Genomic DNA, 25,896 nt, shown 5'->3' with positions numbered 1-25,896 from the left:
GTGCCAGCCGCCGCGTCACTCGTTCCCGGCTGAGGCTCGTGCTGCCTCGAGAACCACCCGGTCGCTGCACCCGCGGGCGAAGCCGCGGATGCGCCGGTCGATGTCGCGTTGCAGGATCATGCTGCCGATGCGCTCGGCGAGCGGGGCGAGCCATCGTGGCCGGCAGCTGAAGTTATACCGCCAGACCGCCACCGTCCGACCGGGGCCGTCCTCGGCGAATCGCCAGCCGGCACCGAGCTTGGCGAAGAACCACGGCCCGGTGACCATCTTCATGCCGACGGTCGACGGAGGCCGGTAGGAGACGTACTCGCTGACCATCCGGAAGCCGAGGCGGTGGACGGTCAGGGTCTGCACACCGGTCTCCGGAGCGGTGGCACCGCCGATGAAGCGTTGGCGACGGATGAAGGGGTCCCATCGCAGTCGTGCCTCGCCGGTGGTCTGCGACACGGCGAAGGCGATGTCCGGGCTGACGGGCACGAGGACCCTCGACTCGACGACGGGCACGGGGTGCTCCTGTTTACTGGCTCGCCTGGACGGCGGCCGCTTGGCGGACGCGACGGTGGAGTTCGTCGCGTTCCAGGTCGCGGCAGGCGGTGAGCCGGGCCGGCCCGAGCCGGAGGCTGGCGTCGACGAGTGGCTCGCATCGGATCCCTGCGCGCCCGCGGAAGGCCTGGTGGGCTCCGGGCGCGTACATCTCGTTCATCCAGGCGCAGGGATTGGCGGGCGTGATCGACCGGAAGCGTGCGAGGCCCTCGGGGGTGTCGAGGGTGAACTCGGTGCGGACGAGGGCATCGACATCGAGTCCTCGGGTGATGACATTGCGGCGGGCGAGCAGGGGATCGAGGGGACCGGCGGCGAGCTCATCGGCGAGCCAGGTGACCGATTCCTCGGCGATGAAGGTGATCGCCGCGTAGGGGAAGCCGGCGTTGAAGTACCGGTCGCCCACGACCCCGAGTCCTGAACGGATGTCGATCCGGGAGGGGTGTTCGTCGCCGTCGTAGGGTTCGGGCCCGTCGGCCGGGCGGCCCTGGAAGCGGCGTCTGGGCGATACGACGAAGCCGATGATCTCGAAGTCGGTGGGCGCCACGCTCATGCCACCACCTCACGAGAAGGGTCGATGGTAGCGAGGTGTCGACATGAGGGCCGGTCGATGGTTCGCTCGCTGCGCTCGCTCATGTGCCGAGCTTAGGCCGTGTCCGGACGGCCGGATCGTTCTAGGCTCGGGCCCATGAGCGATGAGGTCTGGTACTCCGATCCGGTTCCCGAGACGCACCAGCCGTGGCAGGCGGCTGAGGATCGTTATTGCCGGTGGCCGTACCGGCGGGTCGGTCGCTCGGGTCTGCTGTTGCCGCCGATCTCGCTGGGGCTCTGGTACAACTTCGGCGACAACCGGACCTTCGATGACATGCGGGCCGTGCTGCGGCATGCGTTCGATCTGGGGATCACGCACCTGGATCTGGCGAACAACTACGGGCCGCCGTATGGGAGCGCCGAGGAGAACTTCGGCCGGATGATGCGCGGTGACTTCAGGCCCTATCGTGACGAGCTGGTGATCTCGACCAAGGCGGGGTGGGACATGTGGCCGGGACCGTACGGGTTCCTCGGGTCGCGCAAGTACCTGCTCTCGAGCCTGGAGGCATCGTTGCAGCGGATGAGCCTGGACTATGTGGACATCTTCTACTCGCACCGCGCGGACTCCTCGACCCCGTTGGAGGAGACGATCGGCGCGATCGACACGGCGATCCGCCAGGGCAAGGCGCTCTACGGCGGTGTCTCGTCGTACTCGCCCGAGCGCACGCGCGAGGCGGCGCGGATCGCGCGTGACCTGGGCACGCCGCTGGTGATCCATCAGCCGGCGTATTCGATGGTGAACCGGTGGGTGGAGGATGAGCTGCTGGACACCTTGGGCGACGTCGGGATGGGCTCGATCGCCTTCACCGTGCTCGCCCAGGGGTTGTTGAGCGACCGGTACGTCGGGGAGGGCGCCGTCGAGCGCGCGACGCAGCGGCCGTCCTTCGACGAGGCGGTGGTGGAGCGCAATCAGGAGCGGCTCCGTGGTCTTGCGGAGCTGGCCGCCGACCGGGGCCAGTCGTTGGCGCAGCTGGCGATCTCCTGGGTGTTGCGACCGGGTGGCGTGACGTCCGCGCTGGTGGGTGCCTCCCGCCCCGAACAGCTCGACGAGAACGCTGCCGCGGTCGACCGCACCGACTTCACCGAGGAGGAGCTCGCCCGTATCGACGAGCTGGTGGGTCACGGCAATGACGACGCGATCGATCTCTGGAACACCTCGACCGTCATCGAGTGAACGGGGCGGTGGGATGGGCACGTCTCGGTTCGGTTGAGAGGTGCGCAGCTCACCGCTGGAACCCGGTCTACGGTGAGGCCGCCCCGCTCGCCGTCCGGCTCGCGGGGGTTCGATCGCCACGATGGCCCCGGACTCCGGGTGCCCTGAGTGATTCTCAGGGTTGTCTCAGGGCAGAACCCGAGTGACGGGCCCGGCGCGGATTCCTAGGCTGTCGGACATGACCACCACCACCGTGGCCGCTCAGGCCCGCGACCTCGTCAAGATCTACGGCAAGAACGATGCCGAGGTGCACGCCCTCGACGGCGTCACCCTCGACATCCACGGCGGCGAGTTCACCGCCGTGATGGGCCCCTCGGGGTCGGGCAAGTCGACCCTCATGCACTGCATGGCCGCCCTCGACGCGCCGTCCGCGGGCTCGGTCGTCATCGGTGACACCGAGCTTGCCGCGCTCAAGGACAAGGAGCTCACGCGACTGCGCAGGGACCGGGTCGGCTTCGTGTTCCAGGCCTTCAACCTGGTCCCGACCCTGACGGCTGAGGAGAACATCCTCCTCCCGCTGTCGATCGCGGGCCGCAAGCCCGATGAGGACTGGTACCGCCAGGTCATCGAGGCCGTCGGACTGGCCGACAGACTCAAGCACCGTCCGAATGAGATGTCCGGAGGCCAGCAGCAGCGCGTGGCCTGTGCCCGTGCTCTCGTCGGGCGGCCGTCGATCGTGTTCGCGGACGAGCCCACCGGCAACCTCGACAGCGCCTCGGGTGCCGAGGTGCTCGGCTTCCTGCGCCGTAGCGTCGACGAGTTCGGGCAGACCATCGTCATGGTGACGCACGATCCCGTCGCGGCGTCGTACACCGATCGGGTCGTCTTCCTCGCCGACGGCGTGGTGGTCGACGAACTGCGCCGACCGACGGCCGAGACCGTGCTCGAGCGGATGACGGCCCTGCAGCAGCGCGCCATGGGCGCGCCGCAGGAGGGCTGACCCCGATGCTCAAGGTCACCGTACGCAACCTGCTGGCGCGTAAGGTACGGCTCCTGCTCAGCGCCTTCGCGATCGTGCTGGGGATCGCCTTCGTCGCCGGCTCCCTCGTGTTCACCGACACGATGGGCAAGAGTTTCGACAACATCGTCTACGGCACGGTCTCGGATGTGAACGTGCGGTTCGAGGACTCCGGTCAGGCGGGGCTCGAGAACGAGGTCAACCTCGACGACCGCTCCCTGCCGGCGTCGTTGGTGCAGACGATCGCGGATGTCGATGGAGTGGCACGCGTCGACGCCAATGTCGAGGGCATGGGTCTGTTCGTCAAGAAGAAGGACGGCACTCTGCTCGGTGGCACCGGCGCGCCCACCCTCGCGTTCAACTGGAACGACGCTCCGAATGCCGATGGCGATCAGATCGCCACGATCAGCGCGGGCGAGGTACCGCGAGGACCCGATGAGGTCGCGATCGATGAACGGTCGGTCGAGAACGCCGGCTACGAGCTGGGTGACACCGTCGAGATGTTCACCACGGGTGCCGAACCGCAGATCGAGGCGAGACTCGTCGGCATCGTGGAGTTCGCGGGCGGTGGCCTGGCCGGTGCCACGCTGGTCACCTTCGACACCCCACGCGCCCAGGAGCTGTTCCTGGACGGTCAGGACGCCTATTCCTCGGTCTCCGTGGAGGCCGATCCCGGAGTATCACAGACCGAGCTCGCCGACCGGGTCGCCGAGGTGCTCCCCGACGGCACAGAGGCGGTCACCGGAGACGACCTCGCCGATGAGACGCAGTCGATCATCAACACGGTCCTCGGCTTCCTCAACACCTTCCTGCTCGTCTTCGCAGCGATCGCCCTCGTCGTGGGCACCTTCCTCATCGTCAACACCTTCTCGATCCTGGTCGCCCAGCGCAGCCGCGAACTGGCGCTGCTGCGAGCGATGGGTGCGTCGCGCGGCCAGGTGACCCGGTCCGTCCTGACGGAGGCCTTCGCGGTCGGGGTGCTCGGCTCGACCCTCGGTCTGGTGCTGGGCTACGGGCTGGCCGGATTGCTCAAGGCGCTGTTCGGGCAGTTCGGACTCGATCTATCCGGCACGGCGCTGGTCTTCGCTCCACGCACGGTCATCGTGTCCTACGCCGTCGGCATCCTCGTGACGATGGTGGCGGCCTGGTTCCCTGCACGGAGGGCAGCCAAGGTGCCACCGGTCGCCGCGATGCGAGACGATGTGGCACTGCCCGAGGGCACGATCCGCAAGCGGCTGATCGTCGGTATGGCGCTGGCCGCGGCGGGTGCCGCGTTGATGGCCGCCGGCCTGTTCGGCGACGTCCCGAGGGCTCCGGCATGGATCGGTGTCGGCATCTTCTTCGTGCTGATGGCGGTAGCGCTCACCAGCCCGGTGACGGCACTGCCGGTCATCGGACTGACCGGGATGCTCAACCGCGTGTTGTTCGGCGCGGTCGGCCGGCTGGCCACGGAGAACGCTCGCCGCAACCCACGCCGGACGGCCGCGACGGCCTCGGCGCTCATGATCGGCCTCGCGCTGGTGACGACGATGTCGGTGCTCGGGTCGTCAGTCAACCGATCGATCGAGGCCGGGGTGGACGAGCAGTTCACTACGGACTTCCTGGTGTCGAATGCGATCGGCCAGCCCTTCTCGACCACGGTCGCCGAGGATGTCGCGGCGATACCCGGTGTCGGCGAGGTGTCCGCGGAGCAGAACGTGGCCTTCGGCATCGACGACCGCTCGGTGTACGGATCCGCCGTCGACCCGGCGGCGCTGGAACGCATCTTCGAACTGAACTACACCTCGGGCCACGCTCCGGAGTCCACTGATCAGATCGCCTTCAACGAGACGACGGCCGAGCAACTCGGGGTGGGCACGGGTGATCGCCTGGAGCTGACCTTCCCTGGGACCGAGCTCCCGGTGACCGTCAGCGGCGTCTACGCCGACACCTATGTCGTCGGTCCCTCGCTTGTCCTGCGCGATGTCGTCGAGCAGGTGGGACTGAAGCGGGTCGACTCCTATCTCGCGGTCAACGCCTCGCCCGGGGCCGACCTCGACGAGGTGGGCGATGAGATCACCGACGCCGTCGCCGCCATCCCGACGGTCACGGTGCAGGACAAGCAGGAGTTCTCCGATGCCCAGCGGGCTCAGGTGAACCAGCTGCTCTACCTCATTTACGCGCTGCTCGGTCTGGCGATCGTGATCGCGGTCCTCGGCATCATCAACACGCTCTCGCTCAGCGTGATCGAGCGGACCCGTGAGGTGGGGCTGTTGCGGGCGGTGGGCCTGTCGCGACGCCAGCTGCGTCGCATGGTGCGTCTGGAGTCGATCACGATCGCCGTCCTGGGGGCGTTACTCGGCATCGCCTCGGGTCTGTTGTTCGGAGTCTCCCTGCGGAGTGCGTTCAGCGACGAGGGCATCACCGATCTGTCGATCCCCTGGGTGCAGTTGGCGATCTTCGTGGTGGTGGCCGCCGTGGTCGGGGTGCTGGCCGCGGTCGTGCCGGCCTGGCGCGCCTCCCGGCTCAATGTCCTGCGGGCCATCGCCACGGAGTGAGCTATCGGCTGCCCGGAGGTGCGGGGTCAACGTCATCATCCATCGATGACGTTGACCCCGCACCGCTTCCTCCGCGTGACCGCATGCCACCCAGACGGCGCCCCCAGCACCTGCAACCTCGCGACCGTTGAGATTCGCCTCGATTGCGCATGCCGGGATCGGCCCGCGCCGGGCCCATCCTCGGCGTGACGGTCCCATCGCGTTCGGCCGCGGGAGACGGTCGCCCGTGGGTGAACTCGCGTCGGGCGGAGGTACGTCAGCAACGTCATTTGGTCCGGATTCGGTTGATGACGTACCGCCCACGGGGGCGAAGGGTTGATGGAATTGGCTGGTGTGCCGCTGTCCGATAGACTCACCGGGTTGCCCACCGAGGGCGACGCCTCTCCTGTGACGGAAAGCCCGTCACCGCTCAGACCGAAGGAGAACCGCAGTGTCACTGCGTAAGTACGAAGTCATGGTCATCCTCGACTCTGACCTGGACGAGCGCACCGTCGCTCCCAGCCTCGACACCTACCTGAACCTGGTCCGTCAGGACGGCGGTTCGGTGGACAATGTCGACATCTGGGGACGTCGCCGCCTCGCTTACGAGATCAACAAGAAGTCCGAGGGCATCTACGCCGTCATCGACCTGACCGCCGAGCCGGCCACGGTCAAGGAGCTCGATCGCCAGCTCACGCTGAACGAGTCGATCGTGCGCCTGAAGGTGACGCGTCCCGACGCGAAGTAAGCACCCGGACCGCCGGGGTGTGGACGAACGGTTACGATCGTCGGTCCCCTGCGGTTCACTTGGAGTCAGACACCACTTCCTGCGAAAGGTCCGTGCCCCATGGCTGGCGAAACCGTCATCACCGTCATCGGCAACCTCACCGACGACCCCGAACTGAAGTTCACCCCGTCGGGTGCCGCCGTCGCCAACTTCACGGTGGCCTCGACACCTCGAACCTTCGACCGTCAGACCAACGAGTGGCGTGACGGCGAAGCGCTGTTCATCCGCTGTGCTGCCTGGCGGCAGATGGCGGAGAACGTCGCCGGCTCGCTGCAGAAGGGCCAGCGGGTCATCGTCCAGGGTGCGTTGCGGGTCCGCAACTACGAGCGCCAGGACGGTTCGCGCGGCACGAGCGTCGAGATGAATGTCGACGAGGTCGGCCCGTCGCTGCGGTTCGCCACGGCACAGGTCCAGCGCACCCAGCGCTCGGACAATGCCGGTGGCTTCGGCGGTGGCGGCGGAGGCGGCCAGCAGGGCGACGGTTTCGGTGGAGGCGCGCCCCAGGGCGGCGGCCAGCCGAATCCGTGGGCCTCGCAGCCCCCGCAGCAGGGTGGAGCTGACGCCTGGGGCGGTGGCCCAGCCACCGACGAGCCCCCGTTCTAGTCAGATCAGTTAGTTTTTCAGGAGCATCATGGCCAAGCCAGTTGTCCGGAAGCCGAAGAAGAAGAGCAACCCGCTCGCGGCCGCCGGAGTCACCACCATCGATTACAAGGACACCGCGCTGCTGCGCAAGTTCATCTCGGACCGCGGCAAGATCCGCGCGCGCCGCGTGACCGGTGTCTCCGTCCAGGAGCAGCGTCAGATCGCCAAGGCCATCAAGAACGCCCGCGAGATGGCTCTGCTGCCCTACACGTCCAGCGGTCGCTGAGGGAGGTCACGCAGATGAAGCTCATCCTCACGCATGAGGTCAGCAACCTCGGCAACCCCGGCGATATCGTCGAGGTCAAGGGCGGTTACGCGCGCAACTACCTGTTGCCGCGCAACTACGCCATCGTCTGGAGCAAGGGTGCGGCCAAGCAGGTCGAGTCCATCCAGAAGGCCCGCGATGCCCGCGCGGTCCACGACCTCGAGACCGCGCAGAGCATCAAGGCCTCGCTCGAGGCCAAGCCCGTCTCGGTGCAGGTCAACGCCGGCGAGGGCGGCCGCCTGTTCGGTGCCGTCACCGTGTCGGATATCGCCGCAGCCATCGAGGCCGGTGGCGCATCGGTCGACAAGCGTCGCATCGATGTCGGCAACCCCATCAAGTCGCTCGGTTCGCATCAGGTGTCGGTGCGCGTCCACCCCGAGGTGGTCGCGACCGTCAACCTGAACGTCATCGCCGCCAAGTGACCTCGACGCCGCCGCGTTCCCTCCTCGCGAGGGAACGTGGCGGCGTTCGGTTTCCCGGAGTCCCGTGATGCGTCGTCTTCTCCCCGTTCTCGCCGCCGTGGCCCTGGCCCTCGGTGCCTGCAGCGAGTCCAGCCCCGAGCCGCCACCGCGGCCCAATACGGCACAGTTCAGCGATGTGCGCCCGGCGCCCGCCGATCGTCTCAACGACGGCGGTACCTTGCGTATCGGAGCCGATGGCTGGCCCACGGACTTCAATCCCTGGAGCACTGAGGGTGCCTCCTCCTCGGCAGCTGCGCAGATCCTCGCGCCCACCCTAGGCTCTCCCGTGCGTCCCACCGGTGACGGCGACTGGGAGGTCGACCGCGACTACGCCCAGAGCCTCGATGTCGTGGGTACCGATCCGCTGACCGTCGAGGTCACCCTCCATGCCGATGTCGTATGGCAGGACGGCACACCGGTCGGCGGTGACGATCTGGCGGCCTTCGTCGAGCTGGTGCAGCAGGCAGACTCCCCGGTGGCGGCCCATCCCGCCTACGGGGTCGTCGAGAGTGTCGAGGTCGTCGAGGCCCCGTCCACCTATCGGGTGGTGTTCTCGCGCTCGACGGCCGACTGGCCCGCGGCGGTCTTCGCCCCGGTGCCGGCATCGTTGAGCCAGGACCGCGAACGCTGGGACGAGGGCTTCAACGATGAGGCGATCCCGTCGGTGGGCCCGTTCGTGGTCGACATGATCGACGAGGAGGCCGGCGCGGTCGAGCTCGTGCGCAATCCCCGGTGGTGGGGCGATCAGCCGCGTCTGGAGCGCATCATCTGGCGTGCCGCCGACTCCGAGGTGCTCGGCGAGGCCTATGCCGCCGATGATCTCGACGCGCTGACCCTCGATGCCGACAATGTCGACGCGGCCTCGGCCGATCGCATCGATCTGCGGTACGGCGTGCGTCCGGAGTGGACGCAGCTGACCTTGGGCGGCGGGAGCGGTCCGCTCGCCGATACGGCGGTGCGGCAGGCCGTCGTCGCGGCCATCGACCGCAGCGCGCTCGTCTCGGCGGATGCACGCGAGGAGGCCGATGGTGTCACCGAGGTCATGGACTCGGTGGTCTTGCTGCCGCGCCAGCGCGGCTACCTCGCCGAGGCCTGGAGCGCTGATCGCGATACCGCCGAGCAGCTCCTCGACGATGCCGGCTGGGTGCCGGACGACAGCGGGATGCGAGCCAAGGACGGCGCGGCCCTGGAGCTGCGTTTCCCGGTCCCCGAGGGCGATGCCATCGCCCGGCAGCGCGCCGAGGCGGTGGCCGATCAGCTCGCGGAGGTGGGTATCGAGGTGAAGGTCGATGAGGTCGCCGCGGAGAACTTCGCCGATGAGGTCATCGTGGCATTGGACTTCGATCTGGTCGGATTCTCCTGGAACGCGTCGCCCTTCCCGAGCGAGGCGGTTGCATCCCGTTTCGCGCCCGTGGACTCCAACCAGAACTTCACCGGCGTGGCGAGCGATGAGCTCGCCGAGGCGGTCGAGAGGCTACGTACGGCGATCGACGGCGAGGAGTGGACACAGGCGGTCGAGGCCGTCGACGCGGCCGCGCGGTCGCAGGCCTCCATGCTGCCCCTTGCTCCCTTGCCGGTGACGATGGCCGTCGAGCCGCGGGTCCGCAATTACGGTCCCAGCACCTTCGCGCCGATCGACTGGACGATCGTGGGCTTCGAGGGCGGCGAGTAACCGGTGGCGCGCACTCGGCGTGAGGCGGTCGGCTGGTCGACCGTCCTGCGTGAGCTCGAAGTCGTCCGGATCGAGGACATCACGCCGGGCATGCGCCGGGTGACCCTCACCGGTGAGCAGCTCGACGGATTCGCCGTCCAGGGTGGTGAGCTGCCGGCCTTCCGCAGCGAGGGCTTCGACGATCACGTCAAGCTGCTGGTCCCGGTCGAGGGTCAGGAGCGTCCGCCACTGCCGGTCCAGGGTCCGGATCGGTTGGAGTGGGGAGGCGCCGGGGGCCGTCCGGTCGCGAAGGACTACACCCCTCGGCGTTACGATCCGGCCACACGGGAGCTCGATATCGACTTCGTCCGCCACGGTCACGGATTCGCGGCTGGTTGGGCCGAGCGGGTCGTGCCCGGCGAGCCGGCGTGGATCGTGGGTCCGACGCGTTCACTGCTCCTGCCCGAGGGGCAGGACTGGATGCTCATCGCCGGCGACGAGACGGCGCTCCCGGCCATCGGCAGATTGCTGGACGAGTGTCCGGCGGGTATTCGTGCGCAGGTGGTCGTCGAGCTCGGCGACGAGTCGCACCGTCAGGATCTCGTCGTCCCCGATGGTGTCGAGGTCAGCTGGGTCGTGGGGCCTGAGGCATGGATCGAGGCCGTCCGCTCACTCGACTGGTGGGAGGGCGAGGCCTTCTGCTGGGTGGCGGGGGAGACGCGCACCATCCGCCAGGTCCGCGACTACCTCAAGAACGAGCGCGCCGTCGCCCGTGACTGCCTCGACGTCACCGGCTACTGGCGGCGCTGACCGGCCGTCCCGGCCACCGCGTGCGCCACTCGGTGGACACTCCTCAGTCGGGCCAGTCGACGCTCACATAGCGCGTCTCGCAGAAGGCATCGAGCCCCGCCCGCGCTCCTTCGCGGCCCAGACCGCTCTCTTTGACTCCGCCGAAGGGAGCGGACGGGTCGGACACCACACCGCGGTTGATGCCGACCATGCCGGCCTCCAGCGACTCGGCGAACCGGATGGCCCGCTGCACGTTGGTCGAGTACACGTACGCGGCGAGCCCGAGGTCATCCTGGTTGAGCTCCTCGAGCAGATCGGCTTCGTCCTCCCAGGTGAAGATCGGAGCGATCGGGCCGAAGATCTCCTCGCGGAACACCGCAGCCGCACAGTCGACGTCGGTCAGTACCGTCGGGGCAACGAACCAGCCGCGTGACGTCGAGAGCTTCGCTCGGTGACGCAGGTGTGCACCGTGGGCGAGGGCGTCCTCCACCAACTGTTCCACGCGATTGACCGCCTTGGCGGAGATGAGCGGTCCGAGATCCGCGCCGTCGACGGCAGGACCGACACGCAACGACGCCGCCGCTGCGCAGAACCTCTCCGTGAAATGCTCGGTAACGGCAGCATGGACGAAGAAGCGGTTGGCTGCGGTGCAGGCCTGACCGCCGTTGCGGAACTTCGCCACGAGGGCTCCCTGCACCGCCGCGTCGACGTCGGCGTCCTCGGCCACCACGAACGGGGCGTTGCCGCCGAGCTCCATGGAGGAAGCCACGACCCGCTCGGCCGATTGCCGTAGCAGCACCTTGCCGATGGCGGTCGACCCGGTGAACGAGATCTTGCGGACGCGGCGGTCGCTGAGCCAGCGGCCGACGACCGCGGCCGGATCGGTGGTCGGCACGACGTTCACGACGCCCGGCGGAAGCCCCGCCTCGGCGAGGATCTCCGCGATGGCGAGCGCCGTCAGCGGTGTCTCGGCGGCGGGCTTGAGCATGGTCGTGCAGCCGGCGGCGAGGGCGGGAGCGATCTTGCGCGTCACCATCGCGGCGGGGAAGTTCCAGGGGGTGACGAGGGCGGCGACGCCGGTCGGCACCTGCGTCACGATGGTCCGCGAACCCCCTCCGGGAGCGGCACCGTAGGCGCCCGACGAGCGCACGGCTTCCTCGGCATACCACTGGAGGAAATCGGCGGCGTAACGGATCTCGGCGATGGCATCCGCCTGCGGCTTGCCGTTTTCGAGAGAGATCAGCTCGGCCAGGCTCCCAGCACGCTCCCGCATGAGCGCGTACGCGCCGTGGAGCACCGCCGCGCGCTCGCGCGGTGGTCGCGATCTCCAGGAGGGAGCCGCTGCCGCCGCCGCGTCCACGGCCGCAGCAGCGTCATCGACCCCGGCGTCGGCAACCTCGGCAACGACATCGCAGGTGGCGGGGTCGTCGACCTCGAACGACGACGTCCCGGTGCGGCGCATCCCGTCGATGACGATGCCACGGCCCGGGTCGAGTGCTGCCGGATTCACGCTGTCCCTTTCGTCGACGGATGCTCCCGCCGAGTCTCGATGACGCTCCCGCGACGCGCTAACCCCCTTCGGGTCACATTGCGCCTGCCGAGGGTCGGTGTGCGGATCGGCGCCTTCCCCGCTCCTGAATTGACCCTCCAGGGGGACGCCCCGGGGGCTCGCCGCTTCCTAGCCTTCCTGTTCAGGCCCAGTTGACGGGCGACCCGGGATCTGACCGTCGCGGGGTGGCGATCGTAAGGAGGCATCGTGGTAGCAGCGCACGAGATGGCGATTCGGAAGGTCTTTTCCCAGGTGGAGGAGGTGCGGAGCTCCGCCGGGCGAACCGACGAGGGTGGCCCGCTGCGACGGGTCGCCGTGTGCGCCGTCCTGAAGAACCCTTACGCCGGCGCCGGATACGTCGAGGATCTCTCGGCGCTGATCGAGGCGTCGGCACAGATCGGCACGCTGGTGGGGTCCGAAGCCGCCCGCCTCCTCGGTGCGCCGGTGGAGAGCTACGGTAAAGCCGGTCTCGTCGGTACCGACGGCGAGCAGGAGCACATCAACGCGGCGCTCACCTCGATCTTCGGCAACGCGTTCCGCGACGCCATCGGCGGTGGCGACGCCTGGATCACCTCGGCCACCAAGCCGGCAGTCGCCGGATCGGTCATCGACGTGCCGCTCGCCTACAAGGACGAGGTCTGGGTGCGCAGCCATTACGACGCGCTCGAGGTGCGCGTCCCGGATGCGCCGCATCCGGACGAGCTGGTGGTGATCGCTGCCGTCGCCAACCGCGGCCGGATCAACGCGCGAGTCGGCGGCATGACGGTTGCCGAGGCTCGGAGCCGAGCGTGAGCGGCACGCTCGCCGTCGTCGGGGCCGGCGAGATCTTCTCCGGCGACTGGCGCGAACCCATCGTGGGAGACGCCGACACGGTCGTGGCCCGGGACGGAGTGATCGCGGCGATCGGCCGCCGGGCGGACCTCGCCGGACTGGTCGACCAGGCCGATGTCGTCCTCGACGCAGAGGGCTCGACGGTGGCGCCCGGACTCATCGACTCGCACTGTCACGTGGTGCTCGGTGACTACACGCCGCGGCAGAAGACCGTCGATTTCCTCGCCAGCTACGTCCACGGCGGCATCACCTCCGTCGTCTCGCCCGGCGAAATCCACGCCCAGGGACGGCCGCACTCGGCCGCCGGCGTCAAAGCACTCGCGATCGCGGCGAAGACGTGCTTCGACAACTTCCGGCCGAATGGCATGACGGTGCACGCCGGTGCCGTGGTGCTCGAGCCGACGCTCACCGACCGTGACTTCGCCGACCTCCAGGAGGTGGGCGTGCGACTCGCCAAGTTCGGCTTCGGACTGTACGAGGACCCAGCCGACGGCTACGACCAGGTGCGCGGCGCCCAAGCGCACGGCATCACCGTCATGTGCCATTCGGGCGGCGCAAGCATCCCGGGCAGCAAGCCCATCTCGCCCGATCACCTGCTGCACCTGGCGCCCGACGTCTGCGGCCACATCAACGGCGGGCCGACCTCGCTCGACGCCGCCGGCGTGGATCGGATCATCGAGGAAACCGGCATGGCCCTGCAGCTCGTGCAGGCAGGGAATCTCAAATCTGCCGTCCGCATCGCCCGCAAGTGCGCCGACGAAGATCGGCTTGATCGCCTGGTCATCGGCTCGGACACCCCGACCGGCACGGGGGTGATGCCCCTCGGCGTCATCAAGACCGTCGCCGAGATCGCGGCCTGGACCGGCATCGATCCCGCCGTCGTCTGGGCTTTCGCCACCGGCAACAACGCCCGCACCTGGGACCTGCCGGCCGGCGTACTCGAGGTCGGCCGGGCCGCGGACCTCGTCATCCTCGACGCCCCCTGGGGCTCCACGCGCGACGACGCGCGCTCCGCCCTCGCGATCGGCGACATCCCGGGGATCTCCGCGGTGATCACGAGCGGTGAGGTGCGGGCGCTCCGCAGCAGGAACACCCCGGCGGCCGCCCGCCGGGCGAAGGTCTCGCCAGCGCTGCCGCACCTCGAGGCAGCGGCGCACTGATAGTCGACAACACGACGTGGGGAAGTGACCGATGGCCATCATCGTCAAGTTCGATCCGAGCAAGTGCCAGGGCTACGCCAACTGCCTCATCGAGGCCCCGGAGATCTGGGACTTCGACGAGGACAACGACGTGGCACTCCTGATTCAGGACGTCGTCCCCGACTCGCTTCGAGTCAAGGCCGAGGCGTCGGCGCGCGGCTGCCCGGCGCATGCCATCACCGTTGAGAACCAGAGCGACGCGTGATGCGGAACGTCGTCGTCGTGGGGGCGTCGCTCGCGGGGGTCAACGCCATCGAGGGGTTGCGCGAGCGCGGCTTCATGGGCCAGATCACGCTCGTCGGCGCCGAGCATCACCTGCCGTACGACCGCCCGCCGCTGTCGAAGGAGGCGCTGACCGACGGGGTCGAGGCCGGACGTCTCGCCCTGCGCCCGGCGGCCTGGTACGAGGAGCAGGGCGTGACCCTGCGCCTGGGCGAGCCGGCCCGGGCACTCGATCCCGCCACCAAGCGACTGTGGCTGGACTCGGGGGAGCAGCTCGACTTCGACGGACTCGTCGTGGCGACCGGCTCGTCCGCGCGTCGCTTCGCGCACCGGTTGTGCGGCGACCCGGCGCGGCTGTGTCAACTGCGCACTCTCGACGACGCCCAGCGGCTCCGCGACCAGCTCGAGCCCGGACATCGACTGGTCGTCCTCGGGGCCGGGTTCATCGGGCTGGAGGTGGCCGCCACCGCTCGCACGCTAGGCCTCGAGGTGACCGTCATCGACGTCGCTACCTCACCGCTCGCCCGCGTACTGGGTGAGGCGGGCGGCTGGTTCAGCGAGTTGCACACGGCGCAAGGCGTCGACATCCGCTGTGGCACGTCCGTCGACCGCATCGAACCTCGGTCCGGCGGCGGGGTGATCGTCCGCAGCCCCGGCCGCGACACCCTCAAGGCCGACCTGTTCCTCGAGAGCGTGGGCGCCACTCCGGCCGTCGACTGGTTGATCGGAAGCGGCCTCGCCCTCCAAGACGGGGTGGTCTGCGGTCCCGACCTGCGCACCAGCCACCCGGACATCGTCGCGGCCGGCGACGTCGCGCGCTGGCATAACGAGCTCTTCGGCGAGAGCATGCGGGTCGAGCACTGGACCAACGCCGTCGAGCAGGGCCGGCACGCTGCCGGCGCCCTGCTCGGCGAACGGGAGAGCTACCGCTCGATCCCCTACTTCTGGACCGACCAGTTCGCTGCGAAAGCCCGCTTCGTCGGCCGCGCCGATGCTGCCGACGACATCGTCGTCGAACGTGGCGACGACTCGGCTGTCATCCTCTTCGGCCGCGACGGCCGCCTCCGGGGCGCGCTCTGCATCAACGCGCCCCGCCGCCTGGCCCGCTGCCGGCTCGCCATCCGCGACGGCATGTCGTGGGCCGACGCCGCCTCCGATCTCGCCACCTGCGCCTGACCACCACCACCAAGGAGAAATGCACATGACGACCGAGACACCGACCAATGCCGACGCCCTCTCGACCATCGAGCTCTTCCCGCAGGACGAGGACTGGTCGATCCAGACCATGCGTCTACTCGCCCAAGTCGCGGTCGGCGGCGCCGACCTCTTCGAGTGCAGCCGGACCGCCGCTCGCATCGGGACGGAGACGACCGACGGCGAGGTCTGGTACCGCGAATGGCAGCGCACCGCCCGGGAGGTCGCCGCGCAGGGCGAAGCCGCACTGGCCGAGGGCAACATCACCACCGGACGCCGGGCGCTCTTCCGCTCCTGCAGCTACTTCCGGCACTCGGAGTTCTTCCTGCGCTCGCAAGACCCGCGTCGCAACGAGGCGTACAACGCCGGTCGCGAGAACTTCCGTCGTGCCGCCGCTCTCACCGACGGCCGCATCGAGCAGATCGAGGTGCCGTTCGAGGGCACGACGATGGAGGGATACATCGTGCGGCCGGACGGTTCCGGCGCCCGGCGGCCCACCGTGCTGTTCCTCGGCGGCGCCGACTCCTGGGCTGAGGAGCTGTACTTCCTCGGCGGCTCGGAGTTCCCCGACCGCGGCATGAACGTGGTCATGGTCGACACCCCCGGCCGCGGCAGCTCGCTGCGCTTCAAGCAGCTGTACAGCCGACCGGACTACGAGGTGCCGGTGCGTGCCGTGCTGGATGTGCTGGAGCAGCGTGACGACGTCGACGCGGACCGCATCGGCCTCGCCGGCGTGAGCTTCGGCGGCTACTACGCACCGCGGGCCGCGGCCTTCGAGCCGCGTGTGAAGGCGGTCGCGGCGTGGTGCGGCACCTGGAGCATCCTCACGGACTTCTACGAGTTCTACCCGCCGCTGCAGGAGCAGTTGCAGTGGCTGAGCGGATCGGCGGACGACGCGGAGGCGCGCGAGAAGCTCGCAAAGTTCACGCTCGACGGCGTGGCGGACAAGATCGACGTGCCCGTCTATGTCATGCACGGCACGGACGACATCATCATGGACATCAACGGTGCGCGGCGCTTCGTCGACGCCCTGACGACCGACGACGTCACGGTCGACATCTACGACCAGGCCGGCTCGCTGCACTGCAGCTACGACTACTTCTCCGTCGCCACGGCCCGCCTGACCGACTGGTTCACGCACAAGATCTGAGCGCTCGAGCGAATTGACCCGGAAGGGTCACGACCCCCGTCCCCGGCGGTCCTAGATTGAAATTGCGAGATATTCCGCATGGGGACGGGGGAAACCTCGGGCAAGGAGAGAGCACAGCGATGTACAGCGTTCATAAATTGCTCTGGGACATTCGCCGGGATCCCTCCGTCAAGGACCGTTATATGCGTGATTCCGGCAAGGTTCTCGACGAATACGGGATCGAGGACGAGTTCCGGGATCACTTGCAGAAGCTTGATTTCAAGTCCATGTACGAAAAGGGCATCAATCCTTATCTCTTGTATTTCTGCGCGATCCAGCTCGAAGTCGATCGTGCCGAATACTACGCGCGGATTCGTGGGGAGAAATGACAATGGCTAACACCGGGAAGATCGTCGGGGCGTTCGCTGCCTCGCACTCGCCGGGCATCACCGGATGGCCCGAACGGGCCGAACCCGCGCAGCAGAAGGCCGTGGAGGATGCCTACACGCAGGTGCGCCGCCAGATCGAGGAACTGGCGCCCGACGCGATCATCGCCGTGTCGGTCGAGCACTTCACCAATTTCCACCTCGGCAACCTGCCGGCCTTCGCCATCGCGACCGGCGACGACTACCTCGGTCCGGTCACGCAGGAGATGGCGTCGTTCCTCAACGTCGAGCAACACCGGTACCCCGGGCACGCGGACCTCGGCCGGCATCTCTACGGCTTCGCGCTGGAGTCGGAGTTCGACCCGGCGCTCGTCGAGGGCGGGCTGGACTTCGACGAGAACTTCTGTGTCCCGTTCAAGCACTTCGACCCCGAGTCGCGCATCCCGCTGGTGCCGGTGATCGTCAACGGCGTCAATCCGCCGTGGCCGACTCCGCGGCGCTGCTTCAACTTCGGCGCGATGATCCGCCGGGCCGTCGAGGCCCAAAGCGTCGCCGAGCGGGTCGTGGTGGTGGCGACCGGCGGTCTGTCCCACTGGGTCGGGCTGCCGGAATCCGGTGACATCAACACCGATTTCGACCGTGACTTCATCGCCCGGCTCGAGTCCGGCGATCCCGAACGACTCACCGACTACACCCAGCACGAGATCGACGAGGCCGGCAACGGAGCCCACGAGATCCGCACCTGGCTGGTGGCTGCCGGCGCCGCGGGTACCTCGTTCGAGGTCCTCGTGTACGAACCGGTGCCTGCCTGGCTGACCGGGACCGCCGTCGCGGCGGCCCGGCTCTGAACGAACGTCTACATCAAGGAACGAGGAGCACCCTATGAGCAAGCTTCCCAAGGTCACCGGTCGTGACATGCGCGGAGTCATGGCCTACCCGCCCACTCCGGCCCTGCCGGGTGCCGAGCGCGTCGACGCGACCGACACCGTCGATCTGGCCGAGAGCGAGCGGATGATCCGTGCGCTGATCGCCGACGGAGTGGACGCGATCGCGCTGAACGGCACCCTCGGCGAGATGGCGTCGCTGACCCTGGACGAGTGGAAGGCCTTCGCCGGCACCGTGGCCGAGACGGTCCGCGACGTCGACCCGGACTTCCCGGTCTTCATCGGCACCACCACGCTCAACACCCGCGACACCGTCGAGCGCATGCGGTTCCTCGCCGATCTCGGCATCACCGGCACGCTCCTCGGCCGGCCGATGTGGGGCGAGATGGTCGCTCCCGTCATGGAGCGCTTCTATCGCGACGTCGCCGAGGCGGTGCCCGAGCTTGCCATCGTCGTCTACGACAACACGGCGGCATTCCGCGGCATCATCCCTCGTCGGGTCTACAAGACGCTCGTCGAGTTGCCCCAGGTCGTCGCGGTCAAGTACGCCGGCGGTGCCTCGGTGGGTTTCCGCTATCACAACGACATGGCCCACACCGGCACGAAGTTCCCGCTCATGCCGATCGAGACCGACTGGTTCCCGGCCTGGGAGATGTACGGCGAGGAACTCGTGGGCATGGCCTGGTCGTCGACGACCGCCATGGGTCCCGGCCCCGTGCTCGAGCTGCGCGACGCGCTGCAGCAGGGCCGCTTCGACGATGCCCGCTGGCTGACCGAGCGCTTGCGCTGGGCGCACGAACCATTCCTCGTGGGCCAGGACTTCATGGAGTTCGCGAAGTACAACGTGCCGCTGGAGAAGATCCGCGTCAACCACGCCGGGTACATCAACGTCGGCACGTGCCGTCCGCCCTACACCGAGGACCTCGTCCCCGAGGAGCACGTGCGCACCTCCATCGAGCACGTGGACCGGTACCAGCAGATCCAGCAGGAGATCGAGCAGCGCTTCGGTGTCCGTGCCGGCCGTCAGGCGTCGAAGGTGTGACCTGCCATGACCTCCTCCAGCGTCGACCGCTCCCTGGACGACGAGCTCCAGGGCATCCGCCAGGGCATCAGTGAGGGTCGTTTCCCGGCCCGCGCCTTCAACGATCAGCAGATTTACGACCTCGAACAGGAACGACTGTTCTCACGGGCCTGGTGTTTCCTGGCCCACGAGTCGGAGATCCCCGCGCCGGGTGACTACGTCACCCGGTACATCGGGAACAACAACATCATCGTGGCGCGCACCGAGCACGGCGACATCTCGGCCAACCTCAACATGTGCCGCCACCGCGGCAACATGCTCTGCAAGTCCGAGATGGGCAACGCTTCGCACTTCCGCTGCTCGTACCACGGCTGGACGTACAAGAACTCCGGCGAGCTGATCGGTGTTCCGTACATGAAGGAGGGCTATGAGGGCCGGCTGAAGCGCAAGGACTGGGGCCTGGTCAACGTCCGCGTGGACTCGTATGCCGGCCTCGTGTTCGGCTGCCTCGACCCCGACGCACCCTCGCTGGAGGAGTACCTCGGAGGGTTCCAGTTCTATCTGGACTTCTACCTCAAGCAGGGTGGCGAGGGCAGCGAGGTGCACGGTCCGCCGGATCACTGGGTCGCGGAGACCGACTGGAAGATCTGCGCCGAGAACTTCGCCGGCGACGGCTACCACACGCCGGTGGCGCACCAGTGGGGCTTCAACCTCGGGTACTTCCCGTCCTCGGGCTCCACGCACAGCCAGGGGTGGGCGGCGAGCATCCCGGGCCTGGGTCACGGCATCGGGTTGGGGCACAGCCCGAACTTCCCGCCGTTCGGCGGGTTCCCCGACGACCTGGCAGAGCGGATGCGGGCCTCGTTCACGCCCGAGCAGGTGGAGGTGTTCTCACAGGTGCGGACCGCAGTCGGCACCGTCTTCCCGAACCTCTCGTTCCTCATGCAGCCGTTCAGTCTCGTCCCCGGCGAACCCGGGGTGCGGTTCGTGACGATGCGGCTCTACCACCCGGCCGGTCCGGGACGGATGGAGATGTACTCCTGGTGCCTCGTCCCCAAGGACGCCTCGCAGGAGTACAAGGACGAGGCGTACCGCGCGTACACCTTGGCATTCGGACAGGCGGGGACCTTCGAGCAGGACGACTTCGAGAACTGGACGAAGGTCACCCGAGCTGCCGGCTCGACGATGGTCAAGAACGTCGACTTCCCCTACATCATGGGGATGGAGAGCGAGCGCGACAAGGACTTCTCAGGGCCGGGCCACGTCGTGCGGCCGTACGTGAACGACACCAACTTCCGCAACCTGTGGAGCCGGTGGGCCGACTACCTGGTCGGGGAGGTGTGAGCCGTGTCCGCCACGACGACACAGGTCGACCTCGAGACCCGTATGAGCCTGCAGGACTTCCTTTATCGCGAAGCGCTCGCCCTCGACGAGCGACGCTTCCGCGACTGGCTGGAGTACCTGGCCGCCGACATCCGTTACGAGGTGCCGGTCCGAGTCACCCGGGAGGCGCTCGCCGACTGGGAGCTCGCGCCGACCTCGCGGATCTTCGACGACACCAAAGCGACGTTGGAAGTGCGGGTGCAGCGGCTCGAGACGGACTTCGCCTGGGCCGAACAACCGCCCTCGCGCACCCGCCACTTCGTCACCAACGTCGTCGTCGATCCCGGCGACGTGGAGAACGAATACCTCGTGCAGTCGAACTGCTTCATCTATCGCAGCCGGGGTGACGAACCCACGCCGAGCTTCTACTCGTTGTTCCGCAAGGACACCGTGCGCCGCGCTGCGACGCCGGCCGGGTGGGAGATCGCCCGACGGTGGGCGGCCTTCGACCAGTCCCTCATCAATGCCCACAACATGTCCATCTTCATCTGAGCCGGACGGTGACCCGATGACCTCTCAGCCCGACCCGATGTTCGAACGTCCCGAGATCGGCGACGTGTCCGAGTACCCCAGCGACGGCGGTAACGACGGACCGATCGTCATCGCCAACGAGTTCACCGACGTCGTGGTGCGCAAGGTGGAGACCCGCAACGGGATGCGGCTCGATATCTGGTCGCCGCGTCGCGGGAGCCGCGTTCTCCTCGATGCGGTCGCCCTCGACTGCCTCAGCTTCCAGGAGCCTGAACTCATCACCGAGTTGCTGTCCCGGAACCCGGGTCAGTGAGCGGGGCCCTCGACCGGCAGCGCGTCCTCGTAACAGGTGGCGGCTCTGGCATCGGCCGGGCCGCCGCACTCGCGTACCTCGGCGCGGGCGCCCAGGTCACCGTGGTCGAGCGCTCGGCGGCTCACGCGGCCGAGCTGCCAGATCACGAGCGGCTCGACGTCATGGTGGCGGACGCGACGGACCCCGACCTGCTCGATGACGCCGTTGCCCGGGCAGCGGGGGAGGCGGGACTCGACCACCTCACGTGCTGTGTCGGCATCTTCGACCAGTACGTCTCGGTGCGCTCCCTCGACGCCGCACAGCTCACTGCCGCCGCGCAGGAGGTCTGGCGGTTGAACGTGCTGAGTGCGCTCCAGGCGGTGCGGGCCGCCTATCCGGCGCTCGTGCGGACTCGGGGATCGGTGACGCTGACGCTGTCGGAGTCGGCGTTCCATCCCGTGGGCGGAGGCGTGCTCTACGGCAGCTCCAAATGGGCGCTGCGGGGAGCGGTGGCCCATCTCGCGGTGGACCTGGCCCCTGACGTGCGCGTCAACGGCGTCGCGCCAGGGGGCACGTCCGGCACGCGATTCGGTGGTCTGGCCTCCCTGGAGCAGCGCGAGACCGCAGCGACCGTGCCGGGTCGCGATGAGCGGATCGCGGCCGGCGCGCTGCTCGGTGAGGCCGCGTGCCCAGAGGACCATGCCGGCGCCTACCTCTACCTCGCCGACCGGCGCGCCGCACGGTTGACGACGGGCGCCGTCATCAACACCGACGGAGGTCGACGGCCATGATCGGGCGCCGGCGTCCGGGCACCGCTGGTCGCTGACGATGCTCGGTGCGGACGATGAAGCGACGGGGCAGCGGCGCCTGGGGTACTCGGCCGTTGCCTTCATCGCGATCCTCGTCCTCGCGGCCAACCTGCGAGCCTCGATCTCCGCCGTGGGGCCGGTGTTGCCGGTGATCGCCGACGACCTCGCGCTCTCCGAGGCCGTCCAGGGCGTGGTGACGGCGGCTCCCATCGCGGCGTTCGCTCTCGTCTCCCCCTTCGGGCATCGAATCGCGGCACGATTGGGCGTGGAGACCGCCGTGATCATCGCGCTTGGTCTCGCGGCCCTGGGCATCGCGCTGCGCTCGCTGCCGGTGCCGGGCGCGCCGGTGGCGGCCCTCGTCATGGGCACCACCGTGCTCGGTGGCGGCATCGCGATCGCCAATGTCCTGCTGCCGGTCCTCACCCGCCGGGATTTTCCGACCCGGGTCCCCGCCGTGACCGGGCACTACATCGCCTTGCAGAGCGCCGTCGCCGCAGTCGCGGCGGCGGTGGCGGTTCCGGTGGCGATGGACCGCGGGTGGCAGACGGCACTCGGGGTGTGGGTCGTGCCGGTGGTCATCGCGTTGGCCGCGCCGCAGCGGGCCGTCAGCACAGGTCAGCGCCCGTGCCGCCGCGGCTCGGCTCTCCCTGGAGATCTCCGTTCGCCTGGCAGCTGGCGACCTATTTCGGCGTGCAGTCCTGCATCTTCTACCTGCCGCTCGGATGGCTGCCCACGATCGAACAGGGGTTGGGGGTCTCGGCACGGGCCGCCGGCGTCCACCTGGGGACCTTCCTCATCGTCGGCATCGCGGCCAACGTGGTGGTGCCGCCCTTCGTAAACGTCGGCGGCGATCAGCGGATGACGACCACTCTCGTGCCTGGCATCGTGCTCGTGGCGATCCTCGGCCTGTGGATATGGCCGTCCGCTGCGCTTGTCTGGGTGGGGCTGGCGGGATTCGGCGCCGGCGCCTCGATGGTGGTGGCCTTGTCGCTGATCCCGTTGAGATCGGCGGTCGGGGTGGATTCGGGACCGCTGTCGTCGATGGTGCAGAACGTCGGCTACGCCGGCGTCACGATCGGGCTGCTGCTCGTCGGCTGGGCGAAGCAGGCGACCGCCTCCAGCGTCGTGGTGGTGGCGGTCGTCCTCGGACTCGCGGTGATCCAAGCGCTCATGGGACTCCTCGTCGGCCGCGTCCGGCGAGGGTGAGTCCGTCAGTCCAGTGATTGCCGCGACGTCCAGATGAGCTGGACCAATTCCGCCCTGTTGCTGACGTCGGTCTTCGCGAAGATGCGCTTGAGGTGCTGTTTGACGGTGTTCTCGCTGATGAAGGCTCGTGAGGCGATCTCCTTGGTGGTCAGCCCTTCACTGACCAGCTGAGCGATCTCCTGTTCGCGGCGGGTGAGGACGCCCCAGTCCGGGAGCAGACGCTCATTCCCCCCGTCGGTACCGAAGACCATGGTCACGGCGGTGCGGTCCTTCGTTGACAGGCGGTAGGACTTCACCACGGCCTGTCGGCCGGTCTTGGCGTCGCGGACGGTGCGGGCCACCACGCGGCGGTTCTCGGCGCGGAAAGCGGTCATCGCCTCTTCGATGAACCCGGTGATCGAGTCGTTGCCGATCGCCGCCTCGTCGGGACCGATCTGCCACTCATCGCGGGCGGACCGGTTGCAGAAGATGAACTGAGCGTCCAGGTCGGTCACGACCACCGCCTGCGGAAGACGGTCGAGCGCGTGCTCGATGGCGCTCGCCCGGTAGCCGGTCAACTCATAGCGCACGGCCCGCTCCGTCGCGAGGCTGAGCTGCTCGCTGACGAAGCGGGCCGAGGTGAGGTCGGTCTCGCTGAACGGCGGACAGTCGCCGGGTCGCGCGAAGTTGATCGTGCCGAACAGCACCCCCGAGACGATGATCGGCGCCTCCATCGAATGCTCGAAGTTCTCGCGGGCGAGGGCGTTGCGCGCACCACAGGCGTTCCACGTATGGGGCGCGCAGACGCGCGATGAATCGATGGGTCGGTGTTGTTCGGTGACGAACCTCAGGACCGGGTCGTCCTGGCGGCCGTAGTCCTCGTAGTCGTCGAGAAGCTCCCCACCGACCGTGGCGCGGACGTCGATGACGCCTTGCTCGGGGTGGAGTTCGTACAGGCCGAGGCCGTCGGCGGGCACGACGTCGCCCACGTGTGCGAGGTAGGCGCGGGTGACTTCGGTGCGGGTCAGCGCCGACTGCAGGGCGTTCGTGAAGAGATGGCGATGGTGATCGACGGACATGGACATCCTCCTGGAGTTCGGACGTCGGGGCGCCCGAGCAGCATGCGGAGACGTGTTCGACCTCACGCGGGAGCCTGAGGGTTGCCGGCCATCCTAAGTGAGATGAGCGACCGAACACAGCCCCTTTCGTGTCACCCGAGCGGGTGACATTGCGGACGGGGTCTGGGCGTAGGCCGCTCGATGGCGCAGTGTCACTCTGGGGGAAATACTGCCGAAACCAGGAGGACGCACCATGGAGCGGATCGTCGTGGTGGGCGGCTCGCTCGCCGCGGTCCATGCCATCGAAGCGCTGCGCGGCGAGGCCTTCACCGGCGAGATCGTCCTGGTCGGGGCGGAACGCCATCTTCCGTATGATCGCCCTCCGCTGTCCAAAGAAGCGTTGCGTGGCGAACCCATGCCCTCGCCGCTGCGCGACCCCGCCTGGTACGCGGAAGCCGGCGTGCGGCTGGAGCTCGGCACCCCCGCCCGCGCGCTCGACACCGAAGCGCGGGTGGTGATCCTCGAGGATGACCGTGCGCTCTCCTACGACGGTCTGATCATCGCGACGGGGGCCGCGCCCCGGCGCCTGAGCGCCGGCAACGAACACGTGCACTTCTTGCGCACGTTGGACGACGCTGCCGTGCTGCGAGAGAGGCTCGGTAGCGTCGAGCACGTCGCCGTCATCGGGGGAGGCTTCATCGGGCTCGAGGTCGCAGCGACCGTGACGGAACTGGGGCTGCGGTCGACCGTCATCGAGGTCGCTCCCGTGCCCCTGGCCCGCGACCTCGGCGATGACGTCGGTTCGTGGCTCGCCGATCTTCACCGCACCCACGGGGTCGAACTCGTCACGGGTCGGCTCGCGGTCGAGGTCGAACCGGTGGCCGGCCGCTACCGCGTGTGGCTCGGCGACGGAACGGCCGTCGTGGCCGACGTGGTGGTAGCTGCTGTCGGTGCCCGTCCCGAGGTGGACTGGTTGCGCAGCAGCGGGTTGGGGATCGCCGATGGTGTGCTCTGCGATCGGACGCTGCGAGCGAGTGCCCCCGATATCGTCGCCGCCGGCGACGTGACGCGCTGGTACCACCCGCTCTTCGACGAGTCGATTCGCGTCGAGCACTGGAAGAACGCCGTCGATCAGGGGCGTCACGCAGCTTCGGTGCTTCTCGGATCCGACGAGCCGTTCTCACCGGTCCCGTACTTCTGGTCCGACCAGTTCGGCGCCAGCCTTCGCTTCGTCGGTCGGGCTCATGCGGCCGACGATGTGCAGATCCTCGATCGGGATGCCAACCGTCTGGTGGTCGGCTACGCGCGACAGGGAGCTCAGATCGGGGCGCTCTGCGTCAACGCCGCCCGAGAACTCACTCACCACCGCTCGGCGATCCTCTCTCGAGCACCGCTCAGCGCCTGACAGCCTCCGAGGGCGTGATGCGTGGGGCGCCGGTGACCTCGGCCCACACCGCGAACCCGTGCTGAAAGGCCACGACCCCGGCTTCGGGCAACGCGATCTCGATCGCCTCGAGCACTTCCTGCGCGGTGGCGCCGTGCTCGAGGGCGACCCGGATATGGCTCGCGATGTGGTCCGGATCTGCCCGCATGACGGTCAGGCTCAGGACGAACAAGAGCTCTTTGGTCTTGCGGTCCAAGGACCGTGGCGCGAGGTAGGCGGCGGTGACGAGACCGTCGGCCGCTCGGAGTACGTCGACATCCGCTGCGGCCATCCGTTGGTGGTACTCCAGTACATAACCGCGTCTCCGCGCGATGTCGTCAACGTAGTCCTGCGCGTCCTGGGACATGGGTTCTCCTCGCTCGGTTGTGGTTCCGACTGTGCCTCAGGCTCCGGGATGACAGCGCTTTCAGCGCCCAGGTGTACCCC

General features: G+C 68.4%; 29 protein-coding genes. 24 read left to right on the top strand and 5 right to left on the bottom strand.

The genetic code is table 11. The annotated features are described in order from the left end of the window. Positions 1-15: 15 nt before the first annotated feature. Positions 16-504, bottom strand: coding sequence for an SRPBCC family protein (locus BHE97_RS03280; protein ID WP_087622585.1), 489 nt, complete (start codon positions 502-504; stop codon positions 16-18). Between the two features lie 13 nt (positions 505-517). Next, positions 518-1,093, bottom strand: coding sequence for an MOSC domain-containing protein (locus BHE97_RS03275; RefSeq protein WP_201791290.1), 576 nt, complete (start codon positions 1,091-1,093; stop codon positions 518-520). Between the two features lie 135 nt (positions 1,094-1,228). Between BHE97_RS03275 and BHE97_RS03270 the strand changes: the two genes are divergently transcribed. From BHE97_RS03270 to BHE97_RS03230, 9 genes are all read left to right on the top strand, one after another. Then, the gene (locus BHE97_RS03270; protein WP_087622584.1) at positions 1,229-2,305 is read left to right on the top strand and encodes an aldo/keto reductase; all 1,077 of its coding nucleotides are present in this window, start codon (positions 1,229-1,231) and stop codon (positions 2,303-2,305) included. A 217-nt stretch (positions 2,306-2,522) separates the two neighbouring features. Beyond that, a complete protein-coding gene (locus BHE97_RS03265) occupies positions 2,523-3,284 on the top strand; it encodes an ABC transporter ATP-binding protein (RefSeq protein ID WP_087622583.1) in 762 nt (253 codons plus the stop codon). A gap of 5 nt (positions 3,285-3,289) precedes the next feature. Then, positions 3,290-5,839: an FtsX-like permease family protein gene (locus BHE97_RS03260; protein ID WP_087622582.1), complete on the top strand. Its 2,550-nt coding sequence runs from the start codon at positions 3,290-3,292 to the stop codon at positions 5,837-5,839. A gap of 436 nt (positions 5,840-6,275) precedes the next feature. After that, complete coding sequence (gene rpsF, locus BHE97_RS03255) at positions 6,276-6,566, top strand: 30S ribosomal protein S6 (RefSeq protein WP_170931233.1); 291 nt, start codon at positions 6,276-6,278, stop codon at positions 6,564-6,566. 99 nt (positions 6,567-6,665) lie between these two features. Then, positions 6,666-7,208, top strand: a complete 543-nt coding sequence (locus BHE97_RS03250; RefSeq protein ID WP_087622580.1) for a single-stranded DNA-binding protein — start codon at positions 6,666-6,668, stop codon at positions 7,206-7,208. A gap of 28 nt (positions 7,209-7,236) precedes the next feature. Continuing rightward, the gene (gene rpsR, locus BHE97_RS03245; protein WP_067861076.1) at positions 7,237-7,473 is read left to right on the top strand and encodes a 30S ribosomal protein S18; all 237 of its coding nucleotides are present in this window, start codon (positions 7,237-7,239) and stop codon (positions 7,471-7,473) included. A gap of 14 nt (positions 7,474-7,487) precedes the next feature. After that, on the top strand, positions 7,488-7,934 hold the full coding sequence (gene rplI, locus BHE97_RS03240; protein ID WP_087622579.1) for a 50S ribosomal protein L9: 447 nt from the start codon (positions 7,488-7,490) through the stop codon (positions 7,932-7,934). Positions 7,935-8,001: 67 nt separating this feature from the next. Then, positions 8,002-9,645 carry an ABC transporter substrate-binding protein gene (locus BHE97_RS03235; RefSeq protein WP_087622578.1) on the top strand — a complete coding sequence of 548 codons (1,644 nt, stop codon included), beginning with the start codon at positions 8,002-8,004 and terminating at the stop codon, positions 9,643-9,645. A 3-nt stretch (positions 9,646-9,648) separates the two neighbouring features. Then, complete coding sequence (locus BHE97_RS03230; RefSeq protein WP_087622577.1) at positions 9,649-10,434, top strand: siderophore-interacting protein; 786 nt, start codon at positions 9,649-9,651, stop codon at positions 10,432-10,434. A 43-nt stretch (positions 10,435-10,477) separates the two neighbouring features. Here BHE97_RS03230 and BHE97_RS03225 read toward each other — a convergent pair whose 3' ends face one another. After that, entirely contained in the window at positions 10,478-11,923 is a 1,446-nt protein-coding gene (locus BHE97_RS03225) for an NAD-dependent succinate-semialdehyde dehydrogenase (RefSeq protein WP_343286111.1), read from the bottom strand. A 246-nt stretch (positions 11,924-12,169) separates the two neighbouring features. Between BHE97_RS03225 and BHE97_RS03220 the strand changes: the two genes are divergently transcribed. From BHE97_RS03220 to BHE97_RS20000, 14 genes are all read left to right on the top strand, one after another. Then, positions 12,170-12,754 carry an amino acid synthesis family protein gene (locus tag BHE97_RS03220; RefSeq protein ID WP_201791289.1) on the top strand — a complete coding sequence of 195 codons (585 nt, stop codon included), beginning with the start codon at positions 12,170-12,172 and terminating at the stop codon, positions 12,752-12,754. After that, on the top strand, positions 12,751-13,953 hold the full coding sequence (locus tag BHE97_RS03215; protein ID WP_087622575.1) for an amidohydrolase family protein: 1,203 nt from the start codon (positions 12,751-12,753) through the stop codon (positions 13,951-13,953). The genes BHE97_RS03220 and BHE97_RS03215 overlap by 4 nt, the downstream gene beginning before the upstream one ends. A 31-nt stretch (positions 13,954-13,984) precedes the next feature. Continuing rightward, complete coding sequence (locus tag BHE97_RS03210) at positions 13,985-14,197, top strand: ferredoxin (RefSeq protein ID WP_087622574.1); 213 nt, start codon at positions 13,985-13,987, stop codon at positions 14,195-14,197. Further along, positions 14,197-15,390 (top strand): FAD-dependent oxidoreductase, encoded by a 1,194-nt coding sequence (locus BHE97_RS03205; protein ID WP_087622573.1) that lies wholly within the window; start codon positions 14,197-14,199, stop codon positions 15,388-15,390. Before BHE97_RS03210 ends, BHE97_RS03205 begins: the two co-directional genes overlap by 1 nt. A 25-nt stretch (positions 15,391-15,415) precedes the next feature. Next, a complete protein-coding gene (locus tag BHE97_RS03200; protein WP_170931231.1) occupies positions 15,416-16,558 on the top strand; it encodes an alpha/beta fold hydrolase in 1,143 nt (380 codons plus the stop codon). Positions 16,559-16,677: 119 nt separating this feature from the next. After that, positions 16,678-16,926 carry a hypothetical protein gene (locus BHE97_RS03195; protein WP_087622571.1) on the top strand — a complete coding sequence of 83 codons (249 nt, stop codon included), beginning with the start codon at positions 16,678-16,680 and terminating at the stop codon, positions 16,924-16,926. A 2-nt stretch (positions 16,927-16,928) separates the two neighbouring features. Next, positions 16,929-17,771 carry a 2,3-dihydroxyphenylpropionate 1,2-dioxygenase gene (locus BHE97_RS03190; protein ID WP_170931230.1) on the top strand — a complete coding sequence of 281 codons (843 nt, stop codon included), beginning with the start codon at positions 16,929-16,931 and terminating at the stop codon, positions 17,769-17,771. A 34-nt stretch (positions 17,772-17,805) separates the two neighbouring features. Further along, the gene (locus BHE97_RS03185) at positions 17,806-18,849 is read left to right on the top strand and encodes a dihydrodipicolinate synthase family protein (protein WP_087622569.1); all 1,044 of its coding nucleotides are present in this window, start codon (positions 17,806-17,808) and stop codon (positions 18,847-18,849) included. A gap of 6 nt (positions 18,850-18,855) precedes the next feature. After that, positions 18,856-20,172: an aromatic ring-hydroxylating dioxygenase subunit alpha gene (locus BHE97_RS03180; protein WP_087622568.1), complete on the top strand. Its 1,317-nt coding sequence runs from the start codon at positions 18,856-18,858 to the stop codon at positions 20,170-20,172. A 3-nt stretch (positions 20,173-20,175) separates the two neighbouring features. Beyond that, positions 20,176-20,703: a 3-phenylpropionate/cinnamic acid dioxygenase subunit beta gene (locus tag BHE97_RS03175; RefSeq protein ID WP_087622567.1), complete on the top strand. Its 528-nt coding sequence runs from the start codon at positions 20,176-20,178 to the stop codon at positions 20,701-20,703. A 16-nt stretch (positions 20,704-20,719) separates the two neighbouring features. After that, complete coding sequence (locus BHE97_RS03170; protein ID WP_201791288.1) at positions 20,720-20,995, top strand: hypothetical protein; 276 nt, start codon at positions 20,720-20,722, stop codon at positions 20,993-20,995. Continuing rightward, positions 20,992-21,765 carry an SDR family NAD(P)-dependent oxidoreductase gene (locus BHE97_RS03165; RefSeq protein ID WP_087622566.1) on the top strand — a complete coding sequence of 258 codons (774 nt, stop codon included), beginning with the start codon at positions 20,992-20,994 and terminating at the stop codon, positions 21,763-21,765. The genes BHE97_RS03170 and BHE97_RS03165 overlap by 4 nt, the downstream gene beginning before the upstream one ends. A gap of 37 nt (positions 21,766-21,802) precedes the next feature. After that, entirely contained in the window at positions 21,803-22,621 is an 819-nt protein-coding gene (locus BHE97_RS19675; RefSeq protein ID WP_140399943.1) for an MFS transporter, read from the top strand. 20 nt (positions 22,622-22,641) lie between these two features. Then, positions 22,642-22,989 (top strand): hypothetical protein, encoded by a 348-nt coding sequence (locus BHE97_RS20000; RefSeq protein ID WP_170931229.1) that lies wholly within the window; start codon positions 22,642-22,644, stop codon positions 22,987-22,989. A gap of 5 nt (positions 22,990-22,994) precedes the next feature. On the opposite strand, the gene BHE97_RS03150 is transcribed toward BHE97_RS20000, so the two are convergent. Beyond that, positions 22,995-24,047 (bottom strand): LuxR C-terminal-related transcriptional regulator, encoded by a 1,053-nt coding sequence (locus tag BHE97_RS03150; protein ID WP_170931228.1) that lies wholly within the window; start codon positions 24,045-24,047, stop codon positions 22,995-22,997. Positions 24,048-24,279: 232 nt separating this feature from the next. Between BHE97_RS03150 and BHE97_RS03145 the strand changes: the two genes are divergently transcribed. Further along, positions 24,280-25,431: an FAD-dependent oxidoreductase gene (locus tag BHE97_RS03145; RefSeq protein WP_087622562.1), complete on the top strand. Its 1,152-nt coding sequence runs from the start codon at positions 24,280-24,282 to the stop codon at positions 25,429-25,431. Here the strand turns inward: BHE97_RS03145 and BHE97_RS03140 are convergent. Continuing rightward, positions 25,421-25,816 (bottom strand): carboxymuconolactone decarboxylase family protein, encoded by a 396-nt coding sequence (locus BHE97_RS03140; protein WP_087622561.1) that lies wholly within the window; start codon positions 25,814-25,816, stop codon positions 25,421-25,423. The two genes, BHE97_RS03145 and BHE97_RS03140, sit on opposite strands and share 11 nt — an antisense overlap. Between the last annotated feature and the right edge of the window lie 80 nt (positions 25,817-25,896).

Origin of the sequence: Aeromicrobium sp. PE09-221, from assembly GCF_002174305.1 — a bacterium.
Classification (GTDB): domain Bacteria; phylum Actinomycetota; class Actinomycetes; order Propionibacteriales; family Nocardioidaceae; genus Aeromicrobium.
The sequence above is the reverse complement of the archived record's forward strand: the minus strand, read 5'-3'. Positions and strand labels throughout refer to the sequence as shown.